This is a genomic window from Cryobacterium inferilacus (genome assembly GCF_019599185.1).
Classification (GTDB): Bacteria; Actinomycetota; Actinomycetes; order Actinomycetales; family Microbacteriaceae; genus Cryobacterium; species Cryobacterium inferilacus.
The window spans coordinates 1-17907 of sequence record NZ_JAIEUL010000025.1; the positions used below are offsets into that span (position 1 = coordinate 1).

At 68.2% G+C, this 17907-nt stretch carries 15 protein-coding genes; 6 read left to right on the forward strand and 9 right to left on the reverse strand.

Annotated elements, in window-relative coordinates:
• The first annotated feature begins 313 nt into the window (after window positions 1-313).
• The gene (ald, locus tag K2F54_RS16855) at window positions 314-1429 is read left to right on the forward strand and encodes an alanine dehydrogenase (RefSeq protein WP_220607021.1); all 1116 of its coding nucleotides are present in this window, start codon (window positions 314-316) and stop codon (window positions 1427-1429) included.
• A gap of 12 nt (window positions 1430-1441) precedes the next feature.
• Here ald and K2F54_RS16860 read toward each other — a convergent pair whose 3' ends face one another.
• The 3 genes from K2F54_RS16860 to K2F54_RS16870 all read right to left on the reverse strand — a co-directional run bounded on the left by K2F54_RS16860 (window position 1442) and on the right by K2F54_RS16870 (window position 5968).
• Window positions 1442-4360 carry an FtsK/SpoIIIE domain-containing protein gene (locus K2F54_RS16860; protein ID WP_220607022.1) on the reverse strand — a complete coding sequence of 973 codons (2919 nt, stop codon included), beginning with the start codon at window positions 4358-4360 and terminating at the stop codon, window positions 1442-1444.
• Between the two features lie 118 nt (window positions 4361-4478).
• Window positions 4479-4943, reverse strand: coding sequence for an FHA domain-containing protein (locus tag K2F54_RS16865; protein WP_308287718.1), 465 nt, complete (start codon window positions 4941-4943; stop codon window positions 4479-4481).
• Window positions 4944-5134: 191 nt separating this feature from the next.
• A complete protein-coding gene (locus K2F54_RS16870; protein WP_220607023.1) occupies window positions 5135-5968 on the reverse strand; it encodes a PP2C family protein-serine/threonine phosphatase in 834 nt (277 codons plus the stop codon).
• A gap of 276 nt (window positions 5969-6244) precedes the next feature.
• Between K2F54_RS16870 and K2F54_RS16875 the strand changes: the two genes are divergently transcribed.
• Together K2F54_RS16875 and K2F54_RS16880 are read left to right on the forward strand one after the other, a co-directional pair.
• On the forward strand, window positions 6245-6727 hold the full coding sequence (locus tag K2F54_RS16875) for an Lrp/AsnC family transcriptional regulator (RefSeq protein ID WP_220607024.1): 483 nt from the start codon (window positions 6245-6247) through the stop codon (window positions 6725-6727).
• A 5-nt stretch (window positions 6728-6732) separates the two neighbouring features.
• Window positions 6733-8157: an aspartate aminotransferase family protein gene (locus K2F54_RS16880; protein ID WP_220607025.1), complete on the forward strand. Its 1425-nt coding sequence runs from the start codon at window positions 6733-6735 to the stop codon at window positions 8155-8157.
• A gap of 9 nt (window positions 8158-8166) precedes the next feature.
• Here the strand turns inward: K2F54_RS16880 and K2F54_RS16885 are convergent, their stop codons facing one another.
• The gene (locus K2F54_RS16885) at window positions 8167-9396 is read right to left on the reverse strand and encodes a DUF4192 domain-containing protein (RefSeq protein WP_220607026.1); all 1230 of its coding nucleotides are present in this window, start codon (window positions 9394-9396) and stop codon (window positions 8167-8169) included.
• A gap of 151 nt (window positions 9397-9547) precedes the next feature.
• On the opposite strand from K2F54_RS16885, the gene K2F54_RS16890 reads away from it, so the two are divergent.
• On the forward strand, window positions 9548-10168 hold the full coding sequence (locus K2F54_RS16890; protein ID WP_220607027.1) for an acetate uptake transporter: 621 nt from the start codon (window positions 9548-9550) through the stop codon (window positions 10166-10168).
• A gap of 74 nt (window positions 10169-10242) precedes the next feature.
• Here K2F54_RS16890 and K2F54_RS16895 read toward each other — a convergent pair whose 3' ends face one another.
• From K2F54_RS16895 to K2F54_RS16905, 3 genes are read right to left on the reverse strand one after another with little or no spacing between them, the layout of a single operon-like run.
• On the reverse strand, window positions 10243-12204 hold the full coding sequence (locus K2F54_RS16895; protein WP_304505857.1) for an ABC transporter ATP-binding protein: 1962 nt from the start codon (window positions 12202-12204) through the stop codon (window positions 10243-10245).
• Window positions 12201-13934: an ABC transporter ATP-binding protein gene (locus tag K2F54_RS16900; RefSeq protein ID WP_220607028.1), complete on the reverse strand. Its 1734-nt coding sequence runs from the start codon at window positions 13932-13934 to the stop codon at window positions 12201-12203. The genes K2F54_RS16895 and K2F54_RS16900 overlap by 4 nt, the downstream gene beginning before the upstream one ends.
• The gene (locus tag K2F54_RS16905) at window positions 13934-14896 is read right to left on the reverse strand and encodes an aldo/keto reductase (protein ID WP_220607029.1); all 963 of its coding nucleotides are present in this window, start codon (window positions 14894-14896) and stop codon (window positions 13934-13936) included. The genes K2F54_RS16900 and K2F54_RS16905 overlap by 1 nt, the downstream gene beginning before the upstream one ends.
• Before the next feature lie 133 nt (window positions 14897-15029).
• Here K2F54_RS16905 and K2F54_RS16910 point away from each other — a divergent pair, with 133 nt between their 5' ends.
• Both K2F54_RS16910 and K2F54_RS16915 read left to right on the forward strand, forming a co-directional pair.
• Window positions 15030-15539: a methylated-DNA--[protein]-cysteine S-methyltransferase gene (locus tag K2F54_RS16910; protein ID WP_220607030.1), complete on the forward strand. Its 510-nt coding sequence runs from the start codon at window positions 15030-15032 to the stop codon at window positions 15537-15539.
• Window positions 15536-16111 (forward strand): DNA-3-methyladenine glycosylase I, encoded by a 576-nt coding sequence (locus tag K2F54_RS16915; protein ID WP_220607031.1) that lies wholly within the window; start codon window positions 15536-15538, stop codon window positions 16109-16111. The genes K2F54_RS16910 and K2F54_RS16915 overlap by 4 nt, the downstream gene beginning before the upstream one ends.
• A gap of 12 nt (window positions 16112-16123) precedes the next feature.
• Here the strand turns inward: K2F54_RS16915 and K2F54_RS16920 are convergent, their stop codons facing one another.
• Window positions 16124-17119: a malate dehydrogenase gene (locus K2F54_RS16920; RefSeq protein ID WP_220607032.1), complete on the reverse strand. Its 996-nt coding sequence runs from the start codon at window positions 17117-17119 to the stop codon at window positions 16124-16126.
• Window positions 17120-17128: 9 nt separating this feature from the next.
• The gene (locus tag K2F54_RS16925; RefSeq protein WP_220607033.1) at window positions 17129-17899 is read right to left on the reverse strand and encodes a YaaA family protein; all 771 of its coding nucleotides are present in this window, start codon (window positions 17897-17899) and stop codon (window positions 17129-17131) included.
• Between the last annotated feature and the right edge of the window lie 8 nt (window positions 17900-17907).

Sequence of the window (17907 nt, forward strand, 5' to 3'; positions counted from 1 at the left end):
CAAGTCCACGACGGCACCTGGCGCCACACGCACCGCATCCGCGACCGCGCCCTGCAGCGCTATCACCGCAAGCACCCAGAGCGATTCCACGCACGCCCCACCACACCCGCACCCGCCGGCACAGTCGGCATCAACATCCCCAAAGAAACCGTCAATATCTCACCCAAGTGACTCCACACAGCTTGACATCGCCCGTCGGGGAACAGTTGTGCGCGAAGCGAGTGACCAAAACGTTAACATCCCCGCAATTCGCAACCGATATCGTCGTCAGTGCCCGGGTGCTAGGGCAGTCCCCCTCAGGCTCAGGAGCGTCATGCGAGTTGCAGTCCCATCCGAGATCAAGAACAACGAGTTCCGGGTGGCGATCACCCCTGCCGGCGTGCACGACCTGGTCCTCCACGGCCACGAGGTGCTGATCCAGAGCGGGGCAGGAACCGGCTCCGCCATCGGTGACGACCAGTACCGGGCGGCGGGGGCGACGATCATGCCGGATGCCGCATCCACCTGGGCCGGGGCGGAACTGTTGCTCAAGGTGAAGGAGCCCGTGCCGAGTGAGTACGGCTACTTCCGGGACGACCTCGTCTTGTTCACCTACCTGCACCTGGCCGCAGAGGCCGCACTCACCTCCGCCCTCCTGGTAGCTGGGGTGACCGCGATCGCCTACGAGACGGTGCAGCTGCCCAGCCGGGCGCTGCCGCTGTTGGCGCCCATGAGCGAGGTGGCGGGGCGACTCGCTCCGATCGTCGGGGCCAACGCAATGCTCAAGCCCAACGGAGGACCGGGACTCCTGGTTCCCGGCGTGCCAGGGACGCACCCCGCCCGGGTGACGGTGCTCGGCGGCGGCGTCGCCGGCACGGCCGCCATGCAGGTGGCGGTCGGCCTCGGCGCCGAGGTCACGGTGCTGGACACCAACCTGTTCCGGTTGCGTGAGCTCGACGCGCAGTACTACGGCCGGGTCAAGACCATCGCATCGAACACCTTCGAGATCGAGACGGCGCTCCTGCAGTCGGACCTGGTGATCGGTTCGGTGCTGATCCCGGGAGCGAAGGCACCCAAGCTGGTGAGCAACGACCTCGTCGCCAGAATGAAGCCCGGCAGCATCCTGGTGGATATCGCCGTCGACCAGGGCGGATGCTTCGCCGACACGCACCCCACCACCCACACCGAGCCCACATTCACCGTGCACGGGTCGCTGTTCTACTGCGTCGCCAACATGCCGGGGGCCGTGCCGAGCACGTCCACCTACGCCCTCACCAACGCCACCCTGCCGTACGTGCGCTCGATCGCTGGGCAGGGCTGGGCCGCGGCCCTGAGGGCTGACCCGGCTCTCGCGCTCGGACTGAACACCCACGGTGGCACCCTCGTCAACGCGCAGGTCGCCACCGCCCATGGGCTCGAGTCCCTGACCGTCGCCGAGGTGCTGGCCTGAACCGACGGCCGGTCATGGCACCGTCACCCGTCGCACCGCGCCGTCGCTGCCGAGCAGCCATCCCCTGCCCCTGGCCGCGGCCAGCGGCGGCGGCAGGTCGCGCCGCCGGGTGATCGCGCGGAAGTCGGCGATGCTGCACCCGTCGAAGAGCACGGGTGCAGTCTGACGGAGACCGGTCAGAACGGCCCACTGGGACTGCCAGGTGTCGACGTCGGCCACCAGGACTGTGCCCGCGGCGACCTCGGTGAGATCCAGCCGTGCGCCCAGCCTGTGCCGGGTGAGGGCGCACAGGTCGACGACCTCGGTGTCCCGTGCGGGCGCCGCACGCAGGGTCGAGATGGTGCGACCGGGGATCCCGGCCACCACCACGAGGGTGCGGCCCGCCGCCTCGGTGACCGCTGACGGCGCGGTAGCCCCGCGCTGCGGGTCGTCCGAACGATCCGGATGATCTGCCCTGTCGGGCTGCAGCAGTTGAATCCGCCGACCCCGCCAGTGGCCGCCACCCGGGGGCAGGGTGTCGTCGAATGCGGCCGCGGGCTCGCCCGCCGCCTGGTGCTCGTAGACGCTGGGCAGGCGCAGTACCAGCCGACTCTGGCAGAGGGCGGGCAGCGACTGCAGTGCCCCGGTGAGCCGCTGCACCGTCACGCCGAGGCGCAGCCCGGTGGCCGGTCCGTCTCGCAGCAGACCGGTCAGCAGGTCCAGCGCCGCCGCCCGGTGTTCCTCGCCCCAGCGCGCCAGCACCGCGTCGACGTCATCGAGGAGCAGGAGCCTGTTCTCCGGTCGCGGTCGGGGACTGTCGAGTTCGCTTCTGGCCCGCAGGAGGGCATCCCAGGTGTTCTCAACGTCGGCGGGGACGTGACTGATCCGGTGTGGTGCCTGCGCTCGCAGCGCCGCCAAGAGGGTCGACTTGCCCGATCCGGCACCACCAACCACCAGCAGACTGCCGTCGACCGCAGGGTCGTATCCGGCCGCCAGGTAGCGCTGGAGGTCGGGCTCGTCGAGGAGGCCGAGGGTCAGCTCCGGCGGCCGGGGGCCCGGCACGAGGGCCGCCAGGCTCGTCGGGGTCACCCGGGCGGGGAGCGGGTCGAGCCACGGTCGGCGCGGCCTAACTCCGCCCGGAACCGATCGCAGGACCGCACGGACATCGGCTTCCGTGGTCGTGGCGACCTGACAGGTGTGCACGGCGCCGCCGCCGCGGCGCAGCACGCACCGGCCGGGCAGCGCGGCGTCGATCTGAGCGGCCGCATCCGACCCCAGCACCGCCTGGCTGTCGGCGCGGTTGTTCACCCGCAGGGAGAACCGGAGGCTGCAATTGGCCAGCAGGGCATCCCGCACCACCCCGGCGGGCCGTTGCGTACAGAGCACCAGGTGCACGCCCAGGGACCGGCCGCGCGCCGCGATGTCCACGAACACGGCGTGCAACGCCGGGAACGCACCCAGCATGGTCGCGAACTCATCCACCACGATCACCAGCCGGGCCAGCCGGCCCTCCGCGCGGGGATCGGTCACATCGCGGGCACCCGCCTCACGCAATATCCGTTCGCGGTGCCGGAGCTCGGCGGTGAGGCTGGCCAGTGCGCGGCTCGCCTCCCGCTCGTCCAGGTCGGTGATCAGCCCGACGCAGTGCGGCAGTTCCCGTACGGCATCGAAGGCCGCACCGCCCTTGAAGTCGACCAGCAGGAACGTGACCAGGTCCGGCGAGTACCTGGCCGCCATCGCGGTCACCCAGGTGACCAGCAGCTCGCTCTTGCCGCTGCCCGTGGTCCCGCCGACGAGAGCGTGCGGCCCGTCGACGGAGAGGTCAACCCAGACCGGGCCGTCCTCGCCGCTGCCGATCACGCAGGCGAGGCTGCCAGGCACACCGGGCGGCGATGATCCAGGGGCCGCACCGGCCAGGAGCGACCCGAACGAGACGGAATCGGGCAGCGCGCCTCCTGTGGCGCCCATTCCCGCGGAGGTCGCTTCGAGGGCCAGTTGGGCGGCGAAGCCGTCGGTGTGCCGTTGCGAGATGAGCAGAGGAGCGAACTCCAGGCCGGCCGGGTGCCCAGGCCCCCGTATCAACCGGGCCAGGGCCGGCCCGGTCAGCACGACGATCGTTGCCAGGCCCGGTGGCAGTCGGGCGCCGGCGTCCGCCAACAGGAGCTGGATCTCGCCGGGCGCGACGGCCGGTGCTGGTGAGCCGGATTCCGCCACGATGAGCCACCGGTCTGGCTGTCCGGGTTGAGCGTGCGGGAGTGCCCTGGCCCAGTCCCACTCCTGGCCGGCCGGTAGCCGCACCCCGAGCGCGTGGGGACTGAGTTGACCGGTGAGCTGAACCACGAGCGCGCGGGCCAGTGCCCGCACGAGCACGGTCGGGCCCATCACGCCCACCCCTCCGTCTGGGTCAACGGTGATCGGGGACCCGGTCAGCACGGCCGCGCGGGCCTGTAGGTCGGTCTGTTCCAGTCGTCCCTGACCGCCGTCCAGACGAAGGCCGCTCGGTGTCTCCCCCGCGCCGAGTAACACGGTCACCGACCGCGGATCTGCCCAACGATCCGGATCGTTCGGGGTGCTGAGTATCCGGTGGGCTGACGGTGCGGCCCGCCAGGCGTCCCTGCGTTGGTGTTCCAGGCGGTCGTCGACGGCCTCGCCGGTCTCGGCCATCGCCGCAGCATACGCCGTGGTATCCCGTTTCCGTTGCCGGCTTGCGGATCGTCGACCGTCGAGAAGTCCCGCGACCGCGATCACCGGGCTGAGCGCGGCGAAAACGAGGACGAAGACCGAACCGGTGATCCACCAGATCAGACCGGCCGCGACCAGGGGCGCGATGCAGGCCAGGAGCGGGAACCCTGGCCGGGTGGGCGGGGAGGGATGGGTGGGCAGCCGGATGCTGACGGAGGACTCGCCGGGCGCTGGCGCTTCGGCGGGCGGATCGGCGGGTGGAACGGTCACGGCGGCCATGCTCCCAGAACACACCGTCGGCGGCCCGTGCGGCCTGGCCGTTCCCGGCAGGTGGACAACTGTCGCTGGGAGGAGACTGTGGAGGAGCGGCAGCGCGCGCGCGGATGCCCTACATCAGCAGGAAGAACTGATCCCCGATCTCGACTCGTGAGCCGCGCGACACCAGGTAGCGTCTACCGGGCTCGCACCGGACGGAGGGCGCAGGCGACCGACGCAGAATCGTGCCGTTGCTGGAGAACCTGTCGCTCACCCAGAAATCGCCCTCGTACTGGCCGAATTCGAGATGGCTCTTCGAGACCGACATGCCCGGGTCGGTGATCTGGATCAGGTGGTCGAATGTTTCGGTGGGCTGGGGCAGGGGGCGCCGCCCCATCAGGCCGTTTCCGCGCACCGAGACGGTCTCGCCGGTACTGAACTGCAGGGTGTACCTGGGGCGCTCAACCGTGGCCGGCCGCGCCGGAGCCTGGGCCGGCTCCGTCGGCCACAGCGGCACGGAGATCACCGTGGATCGCGGCGGGAGGTGCTCGAGAATGGTGGTGTCGCTGGGGCGCGGGTCCGGCCGCTTACGGGACACGGAGGTGGCGGTCGGCGAACTCCCACAGCCGCCGCAGAACATCGCTCCCTGCGGCAGGTGTTCACCGCAAATCTGGCAGTTCACACGCCCACGTTCCCTTCCTGCTGCCGTCAGCTCCCCTCAGCCTGCCGTCCTGGCGATCGCCCACCCGATCTTCTTCCTAGCGTACCGACCGAAGGGGCGCGTCCGGCTCAGGCAGCGGGCCCGGTGTCGGCCTGGTCGTCCAGGTCGTCGATGTTCAACACGTCCAGCACGATCGCGGTCACGTTGTCGCGTCCGCCGTTGTCCAATGCAGCGGTCACCAGCGCGGCAACGGCGTCTTCGGCTCGCGGGTGGGACATCAGAAAATGGCGGATGCCGTAGGCGGTGAGCTCCTTGGTGAGTCCGTCTGAGCAGACCAGAATGCGCTGGCCGGGAGCGAGGGGCAGGATGCGGTAGTCGGGCACAGGCGGCTCATGGAAGCCCACGGCGCGAGTGATGACGTTGCCGTGCGGATGCACGTCGGCTTCTTCCCGGGTGATCCGGCCGGCGTCGACGAGTTCTTGCACCACCGAGTGGTCGGTGGTGACCTGCTCGAGCACCCCGCCGGTGAGCTGATACACCCTGGAGTCGCCGATGTTGTATGAGATCAGCTGCGGCGCATCCGAGACGATGGCCAGGGCCACTCCCGTGACCGTCGTGCCGGTGCCGGCATCGGTGACACCCTCACCGGATTTCATGTCGGCGACGGCCTGGCCCAGGGCCTCGTTGATGGCGTCGGCGGTGATCGTCCCGACTGCAGCGGCTGCGGAATCGGCGGCCTCGGCCAGCCTGGTCACAACGGCGTTGCTGGCGACGTCGCCGGCGGAGTGGCCACCCATGCCGTCGGCCACCGCGAAGATGGGTGGGCGGGCTACCAGGCTGTCTTCATTGACTTCCCGGCGATGGCCGACATCGGTGAGCGCGGACCACGCCAGGGTGACGGATTTCTTCACGGCGGGGAGCGCGATCGTGTGGCTGGATGAGCCTTGACCTATCTGGGTCACGGGTGGTGCCTTCCGAAGACGAACGTGCGGCAACGCAGCGAACGAGGGGGCGGCCCGCTTGACGTATCTGGTTCAGGTTACCGTTCCTGCTGTCCCCCGAAGTACCGAGCCAGGTGGCGGGCGAAGCCGATGACGCCCCTCATCGGCGCGGTGGCGCAGCGCACCTCGGCGCGGGAATCTGACCGAGCACCGCCCAATCGCAGGAATCAGTTGCAAATAACTGTTTGAACAACGGATTCGCTTGTCGGAATCGAATCACACTGTCACAATCGTCTGATGAACAGCAATGGGCACAGCAGCACGGGCAGACCCGCGCACCTGGATGACGTGTCCAAGATGATCATCGAACAGCTGCAGGTCGACGGCCGGCGCTCCTACGCCGAGATCGGTAAGGCCGTGGGTCTGTCCGAGGCCGCGGTCCGCCAGCGGGTACAGAAATTGACCGAGGCCGGCGTCATGCAGGTCGTCGCGGTGACCGACCCGATGCAACTGGGTTTCTACCGGCAGGCGATGATCGGCATCCGCGCCTCCGGCGACACCAGGGTGTTGGCCGACCAGTTGGCCGCGATCCCCGCCGTCGACTATGTGGTGCTCACCGCCGGCTCCTTCGACATCCTCGCCGAGGTGGTGTGCGAGAACGATGACGAACTCATCGCCCTGCTCAATTCACAGATCCGGATGCTGGACGGGGTCTCCTCCACGGAGACCTTCATGTACCTGAAACTTCACAAGCAGCACTACAACTGGGGAACACGGTGACCGAGATGAGCACGGCAATGCAGAGCGACGGCCCGCGCGTGTACAGCGACGCCGAGAACAGCGACCTGCAGCAGAAGGCGAAGGACCATCTCTGGATGCACTTCGCGCGGCAGTCGGTGATGGAGTCGGGGCAGGGTGTGCCCATCATCACCAGAGGGCTCGGTCACCACATCTGGGACTCGAGGGGCAAGCAGTACATTGACGGCCTGAGCGGGTTGTTCGTCGTGAACGCCGGCCACGGGCGCAAGCGTCTCGCCCAGGCCGCTGCCGCGCAGGCCGAGGAGCTCGCGTTCTTCCCGCTCTGGTCGTACGCCCACCCGAGCGCCATCGAGCTCGCCGACAGGTTGGCCGAACAGGCGCCGGGCGATCTGAACCGGGTGTTCTTCTCCACCGGAGGCGGGGAGGCCGTCGAGACGGCGTTCAAACTGGCCAAGTACTACTGGAAGTTGCAGGGCCGGCCCACCAAGCACAAGGTGATCTCCCGCTCCGTCGCGTATCACGGCACCACCCAGGGCGCCCTGGCCATCACGGGGATCCCCGCGCTCAAGGAGATGTTCGAACCGGTCACACCCGGTGGTTTCAGGGTGCCCAACACCAATTTCTACCGCGCAGACGAGATGGGCTCCGGCCACGGCGACGACGTGGAGGCATTCGGCCTCTGGGCGGCGAACCGCATCGAGGAGATGATCCAGTTCGAGGGCCCGGAGACCGTGGCGGCGGTGTTCTTGGAACCCGTGCAGAACTCCGGTGGCTGCTTCCCGCCGCCACCGGGCTATTTCGCGCGGGTGCGGGAGATCTGCGACCAGTACGACGTGCTGCTGGTGGCCGACGAGGTCATCACGGCGTTCGGCCGGATCGGCAACATGTTCGCCTCGACGACGTTCGGCATCGAACCCGACATGATCACCTGCGCCAAGGGCATGACCAGCGGGTACTCGCCGATCGGTGCGACCATCATCAGCGACCGCATCTACGAACCGTTCCGACACGGCGACAAGGCGTTCTATCACGGCTACACCTTCGGCGGCCACCCGGTCTCCGCGGCTGTCGCCCTGGCCAACCTCGATATCTTCGAGGAGGAGAAGCTCAATCAGAACGTGCGGGAGAACTCCCCGGTGTTCCGGGCGGAGCTGCAGAAGCTGCTCGAACTGCCGATCGTGGGTGATGTGCGCGGTGAGGGCTACTTCTTCGGCATCGAACTGGTCAAGGACAAGACCACCAAGGAGACCTTCAACGCGGCCGAGTCCGAGCGGCTGCTGCGCGGCTACCTGTCCGGCGCCCTGTTCGACGCCGGTCTGTATTGCCGGGCGGATGACCGGGGCGACCCGGTCGTGCAGCTCGCACCGCCGCTGACCATCGGTCCGGCCGAGATCCGGGAGATCGGCGAGATCCTCTACGGGGTGCTGTCTGAGGCGCCGAAGCACCTGTAGCCGGCTCGTTCACGGTTGGGTGGCGTCGTCGGGGACGACGAACGCCCACTCGGGCAGGTGCCCGCTGCCGATCATCTGCTCAAGCAGCCTGGCCATTCCGTAGCCGGCGTCGATGTCGAGCGCGGTGTCGAGGTAGACGCCGGCGACCGAACCCTGGCCGAGTGCCCAGCTCAGCCACGCGATCATGCACAGCGGCGCGGGCCGGGTGGGGCGCGGCGCCATGGCCACGAGCAGCTTGAGCAGCCGGATGCCGCGGTCGATGCGTTCGGGATCCGGCCGGCGCGGGCTGTCGCCGAGCATCAGGTCACCGGTGGTCGGCGTCGATTCCACGAACTCCCGCCCCGTGGCGGCATCGGCGGCGACCACGTCATCCATGCTCAGGCCGGTCTCGCGCTGGCGCTGGGCGTAGTGCCGGTTGAGCGCATGGGCCCTACGCCCCGCGTCCTCGCCGAAGGCGAACTGCAGCATCATTTGATCGCGGGTTGCCGGCCCCTGAACGAGGAACAGCAGTGCGGCGATTTCGTCGATGCTGAGTTCGGCGGGGTTCGCTCCCAGCACAGTCTCGGCCGTTCCGACCGGGTCGAGCATGTCGCCGACCATTTCGATCAGTTCGGGGATGGGCCCCATGTCGGGCCCCAGCCGTTGGTAGCGTGCCAGTCGCCTGGCGCAGCGCTCTCTGGTGGCCAGGTCCACCTTGGGCAGGTCGGCTCCGGTGTGCAGCTTGGCGAGATCCCGTCTGGCGTCGCCAGGAATCCTGCCGTTCACGCTGGACGTCGCGATTTCGGTCAGCGGGTGCCGGGCAGAGCCGTTCCGCCGCCTGGGCGCCGGTTCGTCGGCTTCGAGGTAGGAGGCCCAGCCGTCACCGGCGACGCACAGGGCGTCGCGCACGAGGAAGCCGGCCTGCTCCGCTCGATGCCGGATCGCGGCCAGGAAGGTCCCCTGCGGCAGGTCGGCGGCCGTGACGGTGTTCTCGCCGATGACCGCGTCGGTGTAGACGACAGGGACGAGGGCGTCCACGCCGGGGATCCGGCACAGCGTGCCAAGCAACGTGCCGGCGATGCGGCGCAGTTCCTGTGGTCCGGCGGGGTCGGCGGGAAGGTTGAACCGCAGAGCACCGCAGGTGCGGTTGCCGCGGAACGCGACGAGTACCAGGCTCTGTTCCGGCAGGAAGCCGACGAGCTGCGGTACGAGGGCGAGGAAATCCTGGCGGGTCGGGGTCTTCACGATTGTCTTGGTCATGGGCCCACCCTGCGCGAGCACCGGTCCGCGCGGGCCTGTTCGGGCGGACCTGTGCAGAACTCGCGCCACACTCGCCTGTGCACACCGGAGCCCGACCGCTCGGAGTGGGTGATTCCGGCTGATAATCTCGTACCAAATGACACAGATTAATATGACTAATCCGGGTGCCCCCGTGGCGTCCGCGACAGCACCCTCCGCACCCGCAGCACCCCCCGCAGCCTCCCCCCTCGCCGACCCTGGCGCCCTGGGTTTGGGCGCCTTCGCGCTCACCACCTTCGTGCTCAGCATGTCGAACACCGGCATCGTGCCGTCCAGCATCGCGGTGCTCGGTCTGGCCCTGTTCTACGGCGGAATCGCCCAGGTCATCGCCGGCATCTGGGAGTTGCGCAACGGCAACACCTTCGGCGCCACCGCGTTCACCTCCTTCGGCGCGTTCTGGCTGGCGTTCTGGTACCTGGAAAGCACCGGCGGCAACGTGGAAGCCGGCGCTGCCGGAATGGGCACGTTCCTGCTCGCCTGGACGATCTTCACGGCGTACATGACCGTGGTCGCCCAGAAGACCAACGGCTCGATCTTCATGGTCTTCGTCGCGCTCACGATCACGTTCGCCCTGCTCACCATCGGTGCGTACACCGGAATCACCGCGATCCACCAGCTCGGCGGTTGGTTCGGCATCCTCACCGCGCTGCTGGCCTGGTACGGCTCGGTCGCCGTCGTCTTCAACGCGACCGCCGGTCGCGCAGCCCTCCCCGTCTGGCCCGCCAAGAAGTAGTTCTCACCGCGCGGAGAAGCCCCGAGAACCGTCCTGGTTTTCGGGGCTTTTCTCGCGCCACGCGGTCGGCTGGGCTACTCGATGGCCGCAGCGAATTGGGAGTCGTAGAGCGCACGGTACGGCCCGTTGGCGGCCAGGAGTTCCTGGTGACTGCCCTGCTCCACGATGTGACCGGCCTCCATCACCAGGATCAGGTCGGCGTCGCGGATGGTCGACAGCCGGTGCGCGATCACGAAGCTGGTGCGATCCGCCCTGAGCGCCTTCATGGCGTGCTGCACGAGCACCTCGGTGCGGGTGTCGACGGAGCTGGTGGCTTCGTCGAGGATCAGCACGCTCGGCCGGGCCAGGAACGCCCGAGCGATGGTCAGCAGCTGCTTCTCCCCCGCGCTGACGTTGCCGCCCTCGTCGTCCAGCACGGTGTCGTAGCCATCCGGAAGAGAGTGCACGAACCTGTCCACGTAGGTGGCCTTGGCTGCCTCGAGAATCTGTTCCTCGGTGGCGTCAGGGCGGCCGTAGGCGATGTTGTCACGGATGCTGCCGCCGAACAGCCAGGTGTCTTGCAGCACCATCCCCATCCGGCCGCGCAGGTCGTCCCTCCTCATCCGGGCGATATCCACGCCGTCCAGGGTGATCCGGCCCCGATCGAGCTCGTAGAAACGCATCATCAGGTTCACCAGGGTGGTCTTGCCGGCCCCGGTCGGGCCCACGATAGCCACGGTCTGGCCGGGTTCGGCCACGAGGTTCAGCCCCTCGATCAGCGGCTTGTCCGCGCTGTAGCTGAACGACACGTCCTCGAACACCAATCGACCATGGGTCTCGACCGGAGTCTCGGCCGGTTCGGCGTCCGGGGTCTGCTCGTCGGCATCCAGCAGCTCGAAGACCCGCTCGGCACTGGCGACACCGGACTGCAGCAGATTCGCCATCGACCCGAGCTGCGCGAGCGGCTGGGTGAACTGGCGGGAGTACTGGATGAACGCCTGCACGTCACCGAGCTGCATGGCGCCGGAGGCGACCTGTAGCCCACCGACAACGGCGATGGCCACGTAGACCAGGTTGCCGATGAAGGTCATGGCTGGCATGATCATGCCGCTGACGAACTGGGCGCCGAAGCTGGCCTGATAGAGCTCGTCGTTCTTCGCCGCGAAACGCTGCTCCACCTCTTTCTGCCGACCGAAGACCTTGACCAGGGCGTGCCCGGAGAAGGTCTCCTCGATCTGCCCGTTGAGCTCACCGGTGTGCTTCCACTGGGCCACGAACAGCTTCTGCGAGCGTTTCGCGATCAGCACGGTGGTCACGAGCGTGAGCGGCACGGTCACCAGGGCGATCACCGCGAGCAGCGGCGAGAGCAGCAGCATCATCACGATGACGCCGATGACGGTGAGCAGAGAGGTGACCACCTGACTCAGCGACTGTTGCAGGCTCTGCGAGATGTTGTCGACGTCGTTGGTCACCCGACTGAGCAGCTCGCCGCGTTTGACGGTATCGAAGTAGCCCAGCGGCAACCGGTTGATCTTCGCCTCGATCTCCTCGCGCAGCCGATACACGGTGCGCTGCACGACGGCGTTGAGCACGAGGGCCTGCAGCCAGCTGAACACCGACGCGAAAATGTACAGCGCCAACACCCAGAACAGCACGGCGGACAGCGCCGCGAAGTCGATACCGAGACCAGGGGTGAGGGTCATCGCGCTGAGCATGTCGGCCTGCGCGGTGTCGCCGGATGCGCGGAGCCCCGCGATGACCTCGTCCTGGGTGGCCCCGGCCGGGAGGGTCTTGCTGACCACGCCGGAGAAGATCAGGTTGGTGCCCTCGCCGAGCAGGCGTGGCCCGATCACCGAGAACGTCACGCTGATCACGGCGAGTACCAGCACCAGAGCGAGCCACAGCCGCTCCGGACGCAGCGTGCCGACCAGCCGTTTCGCGCTCGGTGCGAAATTCATGGCCTTCTCGGCCGGCATGTTCATACCGCCGAACGGACCGCCGCCGCGTTGCGGACGCGCCTGCACCTTGTCGTCGGCGGTCTCGGTCGCGTCGCTCATGAGGTCGCCTCCGCAGCCAGCTGGGATTCGGTGATCTCCTGGTAGGTCGACGAGGTCGCCAGGAGTTCGTCGTGGGTACCGCCGGCCACGATCCGGCCGTCTTCGACCACCAGGATCTGGTCGGCGTCGACGATCGTCGACACCCGCTGGGCCACGATGATCATGGTGGCATCGCCGACGTCCTCGGCCAGCGCGGCCCGCAGTCGGGCATCCGTGGCGAGGTCGAGCGCCGAGAAGGAATCATCGAAGATGTACAGCTCCGGCCGTTTCACCAGGGCCCTGGCGATCGCGAGGCGTTGCCGTTGCCCGCCGGACACGTTGGTGCCGCCCTGCGAGATCGGCGCGTCCAGACCGCCGTCGAGTCGTTCGACGAAGTCGCGCGCCTGCGCGGTCTCCAGTGCCTGCCAGATCTGGGCCTCTGTGGCATCCGGTTTGCCGTAGAGCAGGTTGCTGCGCACGGTACCGGAGAACAGGTACGGCTTCTGCGGCACCAGGCCGATGTGGCCCCAGAGCAGGTCGGTGTTCAGCTCGCGCACGTCGACACCGTCGAACAGCACGGTGCCGCTGGTGGCGTCGAAGAGGCGCGGCAACAGGTTGACCAGGGTGGTCTTGCCCGAGCCCGTGCTGCCGATGATGGCGGTGGTGAAACCGGGCCTGGCGACGAAGCTGATGTCGCTGAGCACCGGCTGCTCGGCGCCAGGGTAGGCGAAGCTCACACCGCGCAGTTCCAGCTCGCCGCGTCCGGTGGTCTCGTTCACCGGGTTCGCCGGCGGGATGACGCTCGAGGCCGTGTTGAGCACCTCGCCGATCCGGTCCGCCGACACCGTGGCGCGGGGAATCATCACGGCCATGAAGGTGGCCATCATGACGGCCATCAGAATCTGCATGAGGTAGCTGAGGAACGCGATCAGCGTGCCCACCTGCATCGACCCGTCTTCGATGCGGAACGCACCGAACCAGATCACGGCGACGCTGGAGACGTTGAGCACCAGCATCACGACCGGGAACATCAGCGCCATCAGCCGGCCGGCCTGCAGGGCTGTCTGGGTGACATCCGTGTTGGCCTGGCCGAAGCGGCGGGTCTCCACCTCTTCACGAACGAACGCGCGAATCACCCGGATACCGGTGAGCTGCTCGCGCAGCACCCGGTTGACGGCGTCGATGCGCACCTGCATCACCCGGAACAGCGGCACCATCCGCACAATGATCAGACCGACGGCCACGAGCAGTACGGGCACGCTGACGGCGATCAGCCAGGACAATTCGAGATCCTGACGCATCGCCATGATCACCCCACCGATGGACAGGATGGGGGCGGAGACGAGCAGTGTGCAGGTGGTGAGCACCAGCATCTGCACCTGTTGCACGTCATTGGTGGAGCGGGTGATCAGCGACGGGGCGCCGAACCGGCTGACCTCTTGCTCGGAGAACTCGCCCACCCGGGTGAAAACGGCGCCGCGCAGGTCACGGCCGAGTGCCATCGCCGCCTTGGCACCGAAGTAGACCGCGATGATGGCGCAGATGATCTGGCCGAGGGTGATCAGCAGCATCACCCCACCGACGCGGAGGATGTAGCCGGTGTCGCCCGTGGCCACACCCTCGTCGATGATGTCGGCGTTCAGCGCGGGGAGGTAGAGCGAGGCGATCGACTGGGCCAGCTGGAAGACGACGACGGCCACCAGCAGCCGCCAATGCGGTCGGAGGTACCGGACAAGCAGTCTCCAGAGCATCAGGCGAACAGTGCCGAGATGTACGCGACGTCTTCAGCGGTGGGCCGCCAGCTGCTGGCGGCCTCCGCGTTCTGCACGATCTGTTCCGGTTTGGTGGCGCCGGCGATGACGCTCGTCAGTCCTGGCTGGGCGAGCAGCCAGGCGAGGGTGGCCGCGAGCATGCTCACGCCGCGGTCGTCGCAGAACTGCTGGTAGCGCTCGATGGTGTCCCAGGGGGCGTCGTCGAGAAGGTGCCGCCTGATCATCATGATCCGGCTGTCCGCCGGTCCTCCCGCCCGGCTGAACTTGCCGGTGAAGAGCCCGTTGTACAGCGGGAAGAACGGCAGGAATCCCAGGCCGTACGCGTTCACGGCGGGGATCACCTCGTCCTCGGCCTCCCGAACGAGCAGGCTGTACTCGTTCTGGGCGGAGATGAACGCCGGATGCCCGGACATGCGCGCGGTGAAATCGGCCTCGGCGATCTGCCAGCCGGCGAGGTTGGAGTGGCCGATGTAGCGGATCTTGCCTTCACGGATGAGATCGTCCAGCACCGAGAGCGTTTCCTCGATCGGCGTGTGCGGGTCGGGCCGGTGCAGCTGGTAGAGGTCGATCCAGTCGGTCTGCAGCCGGGTCAGGGACGCCTCAACGGCCAGGCGGATGTACCGGCGGGAGCCTCGAGCATCCCAGTCGGGACCGTTGGAACCGGCCATGTCCATGCCGAACTTGGTGGCCAGCACGATCTTCTCCCGCTTGCCGCGAAGGGCGTGCCCCATCAGGGTTTCGCTGAGCCCGCGCTCGGCGCCGTAGATGTCGGCGGTGTCGAACAGCGTGACACCGGTGTCGATCGCCGCGTCGATCACCCGCGCGGTACCTGACTGGTCTTCGGTGGTGGTGCCGGTGCGGCCGAAGTTGTTGCAGCCGAGCCCGATCGTCGAAACGACCAGCCCTGAATTGCCGAGAGTGCGATAGTCGATCTGAGCCATTGCACCAGACTATTCCTCTCCGAGGGCAGGGAAGCCCTCCTTTCGCCCCTCCTCCACAGGTCGTGATCGAGTGGAACATTCCCATGTCCGAAAACCGCCGGGGGCGCCCGTGCTCGCCGACTACAGTCGCAGTATGAGCAGCCCAGCCCCCCTCCCCCCGAACCTGATCCGCGTGCCCAGTCCGCTCGGCGGCCTCGAGCTCACCGGTGACGACAACGACGTCTGGTCGTTGGCCATCATCCGGAACGGTCATCTGCCGTTCGAGGGCCTGCCTGAGGTCCCCAATCCGCTCCTGGACACCGCGGCGGTGCAGCTGGCGGAGTATTTCGCCGGCGACAGGGTCAGCTTCGACGTGCCGGTGCGACTGTGCCGCGGCACCGTGTTCCAGCAGAGCGTGTGGCAGGGTCTGGCGGCGATCCCGTTCGGTTCTCACCTCTCCTATGGTGAGCTCGGCCGCTCGATCGGCAAGAGCGGGGCGGGCCGGGCCATCGGCGGTGCCGTCGGTGCCAACCCGGCGCCCATCCTCATCGGCTGTCACCGGGTGCTCGCGTCGAACGGTCGCATCACCGGGTTCAGTGCCGGAGAGGGCATCCCCACCAAGCAGTGGCTGCTGCGGCACGAGAACATCGAGTACGTCGGATGAACACGTCAGTGGTGGTCGGTGATGACGGTGTCGCCCGATGCGGTTGGTCCGCCGGCGACAGCGAGTACCGGCGCTACCACGACGAGGAGTGGGGCCGGCCGCTGCGCAACGACCAACTGTTGTTCGAGAAACTCTGTCTGGAGGGCTTCCAGGCCGGGCTCAGTTGGATCACCATCCTCCGTCGCCGGCCCGCGTTCAGGGCCGCCTTCGCCGACTTCGATGTGGCCGCGGTGGCGGCGTTCACCGATGCGGACATCGAGCGGCTGCTCGGCGATGAGCGCATCATCCGGCACAGGGGCAAGATCACCGCCACCATCAGCAATGCCCGCACGACCCTGGCGCTGGACGAGAGCCTGACCGAGCTGATCTGGAGTTTCGCCCCGCCGGCGCGCACAGAGCCGCTTCGAGATCTGGCGGCCGTACCGGCGATCACGCCGGAGTCCACGGCGCTCAGCCGCGCACTCCGCGCCCGCGGCTACAGGTTCGTCGGCCCGACCACCATGTACGCGCTGATGCAGTCCAGCGGCCTGGTCGACGATCACGTTGCCGGCTGCCACCGGTCCGGCGACTGACCGAGCGGCGACCTAGCGGCGCGGTCCGAGCAGGCCCAGCCCCTCGACCGCATCGCGTTCTGCGGCGAGTTCGGCCACCGAGGCGTCGATCCGTGCCCGGGAGAACGCGTCGATCGACAGGCCGGGCTCGATCACCCAGCTGCCGTCGACGGAGCGCACCGGGTACGACGACACCAGCCCGGCCGGAACACCGTACGACCCGTCGGAGAGCACTCCGGCGCTGGTCCAGTGTGCGCCGGTGCCTCGCACCCAGTCGTGTACGTGGTCGACGGTGGCGCTGGCGGCGGACCCCATCGAGGACGCACCCCGAACGGCGATGATCTCGGCGCCGCGGTTGGCCACCCGCGGGATGAACTCGTTCACCAGCCACTCGTCGGTGACCAGTTCCCGCACCGGGCGGCCGTCGACCGTGGCGTGGGACACATCGGGGTATTGCAGCGCGGAGTGGTTGCCCCAGATGGCCACGCCGGCCACCGCGGTCACCGGCACACTCAGGTGAGCGGCCAGCTGTGCCACGGCGCGGTTGTGGTCCAGCCTGGTGAGCGCCGTGAACCTGTCGGTGGGAACGTCTGGTGCGTGACTCGCGGCGACGAGGGCGTTGGTGTTCGCCGGGTTCCCCACCACGACCACCCTCACGTCGTCGGAGGCGCCGGCGTTGATCGCGGCACCCTGCGGGCCGAAGATGCGAGCGTTGCTGTCGAGCAGGTCCGCGCGTTGCTGGCCGGGTCCACGGGGGCGCGAGCCCACCAGGATGGCGACGTTGACGCCGTCGAATGCCCGCACCGGGTCATCCGTCACGGTCACGTCGGTCAGGAGCGGGAAGGCGCTGTCCTGTAGTTCGAAGGCGCTGCCCTCTGCGGCTTGGATGCCGCTCGGGATCTCCAGCAGGTGCAGCGCGATGGGAACATCAGGACCGAGCAGCTGGCCCGAGGCGATGCGAAACATCAGCGCGTAGCCGATGTTGCCTCCGGCGCCGGTGACGGTGACGTGTACTCGTTGTCTCTGCACGAGTTCATCCTAAGGGTGGGGCGCCACCACGAGTTCGAGTTCGCCTGCGACTGAGGGGCGCAGAGTGAAGCCGGCGGTGGGCGCCCAGGCGAGCAGCTCGTGCACGGTGCGGAAGGTCTGCCCGTTCTGCAGCAGTGCCCGGGTGAACTCGCCCTTGGCCTTCTTGTTGAAGTGGTTGAGCGCGCGGGTGCGACCGTCTGCGCTCTCGGTCACGACGCGGAGGAAGAACCGGTGCGGATGCGCGCCCGCCGGCCCGAGCGACACGTAGCCCTCCGAGCGCAGGTCCAGGAGCAACGCGCCGGAGCCGTCGTCCGCGGAGGCCTCCAGCGCCGCGGACACGTCTGCCGCCCAGTGTTTCTTGAGCGGCAGGCCGGGCAGCCTGGAGTCGTGTGAGAGCCGGTATGCCGGCACAAGGTCGAGCCCTCCGACGGGGCCCAGTAGCGCGGAATGCACCAGCAGGTGCCGGCCGGCGAAGGCCCGTGCATCCGGGGACAGGCTCTGGGCGTCCAGAGCGTCGTAAAGCACCCCGGTGTACCGGTCGATGACCGGGGTGGTCGGCGAGGTCAGCAGGGCAGCGTTGCGGTCGATCTCGGCCAGCTGGGTGCGGCCGAGTTTCAGGGCGCGCACCGTTGCATCCGCGTCGGCGGCCAACGCGGTGAGGGCGTTGGTGAGCACCCTGCGGCGGGCGGCCAACGCGGGGAACGCCAGGGCCTCCAGTGCCAGGGGCATGAAAACGCCGCCGGAGCGTTTAGTCTCCGACGGCGGTATCAGTACAAACACGTGTGTCC

Bases quoted from the DNA above. Each gene is read 5' to 3' on its own strand.
- ald (WP_220607021.1), top strand. From the start codon at position 314: ATGCGAGTTGCAGTCCCATCCGAGATCAAGAACAACGAGTTCCGGGTG.
- K2F54_RS16875 (WP_220607024.1), top strand. From the start codon at position 6,245: ATGAACAGCAATGGGCACAGCAGCACGGGCAGACCCGCGCACCTGGAT.
- K2F54_RS16880 (WP_220607025.1), top strand. From the start codon at position 6,733: ATGAGCACGGCAATGCAGAGCGACGGCCCGCGCGTGTACAGCGACGCC.
- K2F54_RS16885 (WP_220607026.1), bottom strand. From the start codon at position 9,396: ATGACCAAGACAATCGTGAAGACCCCGACCCGCCAGGATTTCCTCGCC.
- K2F54_RS16890 (WP_220607027.1), top strand. From the start codon at position 9,548: ATGACTAATCCGGGTGCCCCCGTGGCGTCCGCGACAGCACCCTCCGCA.
- K2F54_RS16895 (WP_304505857.1), bottom strand. From the start codon at position 12,204: ATGAGCGACGCGACCGAGACCGCCGACGACAAGGTGCAGGCGCGTCCG.
- K2F54_RS16900 (WP_220607028.1), bottom strand. From the start codon at position 13,934: ATGCTCTGGAGACTGCTTGTCCGGTACCTCCGACCGCATTGGCGGCTG.
- K2F54_RS16905 (WP_220607029.1), bottom strand. From the start codon at position 14,896: ATGGCTCAGATCGACTATCGCACTCTCGGCAATTCAGGGCTGGTCGTT.
- K2F54_RS16910 (WP_220607030.1), top strand. From the start codon at position 15,030: ATGAGCAGCCCAGCCCCCCTCCCCCCGAACCTGATCCGCGTGCCCAGT.
- K2F54_RS16915 (WP_220607031.1), top strand. From the start codon at position 15,536: ATGAACACGTCAGTGGTGGTCGGTGATGACGGTGTCGCCCGATGCGGT.